The 3,388-nt window shown below is 71.0% G+C and carries 4 protein-coding genes and 2 pseudogenes; 3 read left to right on the top strand and 3 right to left on the bottom strand.

The window, feature by feature from the left end:
- Positions 1 to 189, bottom strand: a pseudogene (locus VGJ24_RS06485) (SAM-dependent methyltransferase); the annotation flags it as partial.
- 241 nt (positions 190 to 430) lie between these two features.
- On the opposite strand from VGJ24_RS06485, the pseudogene VGJ24_RS06480 reads away from it, so the two are divergent.
- From VGJ24_RS06480 to VGJ24_RS06470, 3 genes and pseudogenes are all read left to right on the top strand, one after another.
- Positions 431 to 727: pseudogene (locus VGJ24_RS06480) on the top strand (DUF6328 family protein); the annotation flags it as partial.
- 49 nt (positions 728 to 776) lie between these two features.
- Positions 777 to 914 (top strand): hypothetical protein, encoded by a 138-nt coding sequence (locus VGJ24_RS06475; RefSeq protein ID WP_331499696.1) that lies wholly within the window; start codon positions 777 to 779, stop codon positions 912 to 914.
- A gap of 236 nt (positions 915 to 1,150) precedes the next feature.
- Positions 1,151 to 1,390: a hypothetical protein gene (locus tag VGJ24_RS06470; protein ID WP_331499695.1), complete on the top strand. Its 240-nt coding sequence runs from the start codon at positions 1,151 to 1,153 to the stop codon at positions 1,388 to 1,390.
- A gap of 151 nt (positions 1,391 to 1,541) precedes the next feature.
- Here VGJ24_RS06470 and VGJ24_RS06465 read toward each other — a convergent pair whose 3' ends face one another.
- Both VGJ24_RS06465 and VGJ24_RS06460 read right to left on the bottom strand, forming a co-directional pair.
- On the bottom strand, positions 1,542 to 2,147 hold the full coding sequence (locus tag VGJ24_RS06465) for an RNA polymerase sigma factor (protein ID WP_331499694.1): 606 nt from the start codon (positions 2,145 to 2,147) through the stop codon (positions 1,542 to 1,544).
- Between the two features lie 101 nt (positions 2,148 to 2,248).
- Positions 2,249 to 2,527: a hypothetical protein gene (locus VGJ24_RS06460; RefSeq protein ID WP_331499693.1), complete on the bottom strand. Its 279-nt coding sequence runs from the start codon at positions 2,525 to 2,527 to the stop codon at positions 2,249 to 2,251.
- Positions 2,528 to 3,388 lie beyond the last annotated feature (861 nt).

Here is a 3,388-nt window from a genome sequence, read left to right as displayed (position 1 = left end):
GGGATCCACCGGAAGGTGGCCGACCAGGAACAGGGTCCCGCCCGGCGCGACGCCGTTGCCGAGTCTGGTCACCATCTCTGCGACCGACCCGTTGACGTGCACGTAGAGGCAGCTGACGAGGTCGAAGTGCCGGGGCGCCGGAGTCCAGCTCCCGAGGTCACCCTCGACCCAGTCGATGCGCTCTTCCACGTCCTCAGTTCGCTGACGGCCGGCCTGATCCTGTTCGGACGACGAAGACGGGCGGCCCGGATGTGACCGCCTGGCGTCCCCGTCGCACCTGAACAACGCGCGCGGGGGCACGGCGCGACGAGCACGTCGTCGGGTTGGACCACGTCCGCATCAAGCGTTGCCGCGGAACTCGACTGCACGGCAGATCGGTCCCGGTCGTCGGTCGGTCGCAGCCGTGCAGTGGCGCGAGTACCTCCGACGGATGACGACGCCGGAGCCCGAGTCGCCGTCGGGCGGTCTCTCTGACCAGACGATCACCCGTAACTGGACCGAGCTCGTGCAGGAGCTCCGGTCGACGCGGACCGGCGTCCAGGTGCTCACGGGGTTCCTGCTCGCCGTACCGTTCACCGAGAAGTTCACCACCCTCGACCACGTCGAGCGGACCGCGTAACTGGTCGTGCTGAGCAGTGCGGTCGCAACGACGATGGCGGTGCTCGCCCCGATCGCCTACCACCTCATCTTGTTCCGGCGTGGCCGGCGCCCCAGGTTGGTGGAGACGGCGAACAAGATCGCGCGGGCGGGCCTGGTGCTGGCAGCACTCATCACGTGTGGCGTCGTTTCTGGCCTTCGACCTGACCGTCAATCAGGGTGTCGGGATCGTCGCCTCGCTGGTCGCGTTCTTCGGGTACGTGGTGCTGTGGATCATCGTCCCGTTGCGTGCGCACCCACCGGAGGGCTGGCGCTGACCTGGACGCTCGCCGTACGCCGTTGCGCCGAGTGGGTGGGGTGACTCGGGTGGAGGGGCACGGTGCGCGTCGGGCGCGCCGGATGCGTCGGGTGGACCGGATGAGTGGGATGCACGCGATGGGTCGGATGGGTCGGATGGGTCGGATGCGTCGGATGCGTCGGATGCGTCGGATGAGCGGCGCTCGACGCGCGCGACGGGTTCCCGGCGCGGGGCCCATGAGGGTGCGCTGCTTCGGTGGACGCGCCCGGCCCGGTGGCGCTCGACGACGGCACCGCGTCGCGGGTCTCCGTGGTGTGGTGCCCGATCGGAGGCGTGGGTGCCGACGGCCGCGACCAGGGCGCGTGCCCGGACGCGGCGAATGCCAAGCCCGACGACGTCACGACCACGATGCCCCCGGTCGCGATGAGGGCCCGGAGGCCGCGGCGGGGGGATCGGGTGGCCTGGTCGTCGCCACGCGCGGCGCGGTCGAGATGAGCACGATGGAAGACCATCACGGACGCGTCCTCGCGTGAGAGCTCACGGGGTGTTCCCGGAGACCGCGCAGCATCGAGCAGCTGGTCGAGCTGCGACGTCTGCGACGTGACGCCGGTGCGACGCCCTGCACGGAACAGTCTCCTGAACATTTTCATCTCACCTCCTCAGCGCTGTGGACGAAGAAACCGTCACGGGGACGGTGGTGGCGCGGCTCATGCGCCTCGAGCATCTGTCCCAGCGCGGCGAGCCCGCGCTGAGCGGCTGTCCGGACCGCGCCGGGGCGACGGCCCAGGATCGCTCCGGCCGTGCGGGCGTCGAGGCCCATCACGGCTCTGAGCATCACCGCCTCGGCCTGCGCCCGCGGCAGCTGCCGGATCAACTCCATCGCGGCAGCGGTGCCGAGAGACTCGGCCACGGAGTCTTCGACGTCGACCTTTTCCTCCACGTCGAGCCCCGTCATGTCCCGGTCGACCTGGGGACGTCGTGACCGACGCCGCAGATGGTCCATGGCCCGGTGCCGGCCGATCGTGGTCACCCATCCCCGGAAGCCGTCGGCGTCGCCCCCGAACCGGCTCAGGTCGCGGCACGCCTGCGCCCATGTCTCGGAGGCGACGTCCTCGGCCTCCATCGTTCCCACCAGAACCTCGAGATATCTCAGGAGCGTCGGATGCACGGCCCGGTAGACGGCGCGGAACGCGTCGCCGTCTCCCGCGCACATGGCGCGTACGGCTGCGTCCATGTCGTCGGCATCAGCCATGGCGGACATGGTGACACCGGCATGCCGCCTCCGCTCGAGATTCAGCCGGTGCGCCGACGGTCCATCGGCCATGTTCTCCGATGGACCGCCGGCCGATCGGGTCAGCTGGGCTGAGCGGCCAGGCACTTGTCGAGCCGCGCCGTGGCACGGGCGACCCGCTGGACCTGGGCCTTCTTGGCCTTGTGGTTCTTCGTCGTGGGGTGCGCCGCGAACTTCGCGGTGAGCGCAGCGAGCTTGGCGGTGGCCTTGTCGACGTGGGTCTGCTGCTTGGAGCACGGGGCCGGCTTGTCGGCGAAGGCCGCCGGCGTCGTTGCTGCGGCGAACGACCCGAGGGCGACAGTGGAGACGAGCGCGACCGCCGTCATCCGCATCCTGTTCATCTGCTGTCCTTTCCTGGCTGGGGGTGTAGCCGTTCCGACGACTCGCGCTCGAGCGCGGGCTGCCGAACCGAGGGCCGTGGCCTCATGCGGTTCAGCGCCGTGCGCCCCGAAAGTGTCACTACCGCCGAACATCCGTCGTTGCACGAGCGCACCAGCCGGCCGTTGAGTGGCGTGCCCGTCGGTCTCGTCTGGGTGTGCGTACGTCGACGCCTTTCCGGGCGTTTCGCCGAACCACCCTCTTCTGGGGTGGACCGTGCATGAGCGTTCGCCCGGCAATGGTCGAGCTCTTGGAGGGCCTGCGACGCGACGAGTACTCGGGATCGTGGTGGCAGCGGTTCTCTTGGTGGGGTCCGCGGTGGCGTCGCCCGGCGCCTGGGCCGATCCCGCGGGCAGTGGCCGTGGTCGTCAACCCGGCTCCGCCTCCCCGTGCCGACCGTGGTCATCGCCCGGCTCCACTTCGCCGTGCCGCCCGTGGTCGTCGCCCGGCTCGAGCTCACCGCTGTGCCGCACGTAACCCGCAGCATCATCCGCCCCGTGATGGCGGTGATGTCTCACCCGGTCGTCGGCACCGTGATGGCAGCGGTGTCGTCCGTGGTCGTCACCCGGCTCGGGCTCGCCGTGCCGGTCGGCGACGCGGACGTGGGCCGCCGCGGGGCCGCCGTCGCTCGACGCGAACGCCGCCCACGCTCCGAGCGCCGGGGTGGCGACCAGGGGGCCGGGCGGCGGCACCGCCGTCGGCCGCACCTTCTCCGAGCTGCCCTACGCCCAGGAGCTGCGCGACGCCGGTGCCTTGGTGGCACTGACCCGCGAGAACCTCGGGTCCCGCGTCGCCGCCCCGCCGTACCCGTCCGAGCTCGAGCC

The organism is Nocardioides sp. (assembly GCF_036493135.1).
Lineage (GTDB): Bacteria > Actinomycetota > Actinomycetes > Propionibacteriales > Nocardioidaceae > Nocardioides.
The sequence above is the reverse complement of the archived record's forward strand: the minus strand, read 5'-3'. Positions and strand labels throughout refer to the sequence as shown.

Bases quoted from the DNA above. Each gene is read 5' to 3' on its own strand.
- VGJ24_RS06465 (WP_331499694.1), bottom strand. From the start codon at position 2,147: ATGGCTGATGCCGACGACATGGACGCAGCCGTACGCGCCATGTGCGCG.
- VGJ24_RS06460 (WP_331499693.1), bottom strand. From the start codon at position 2,527: ATGAACAGGATGCGGATGACGGCGGTCGCGCTCGTCTCCACTGTCGCC.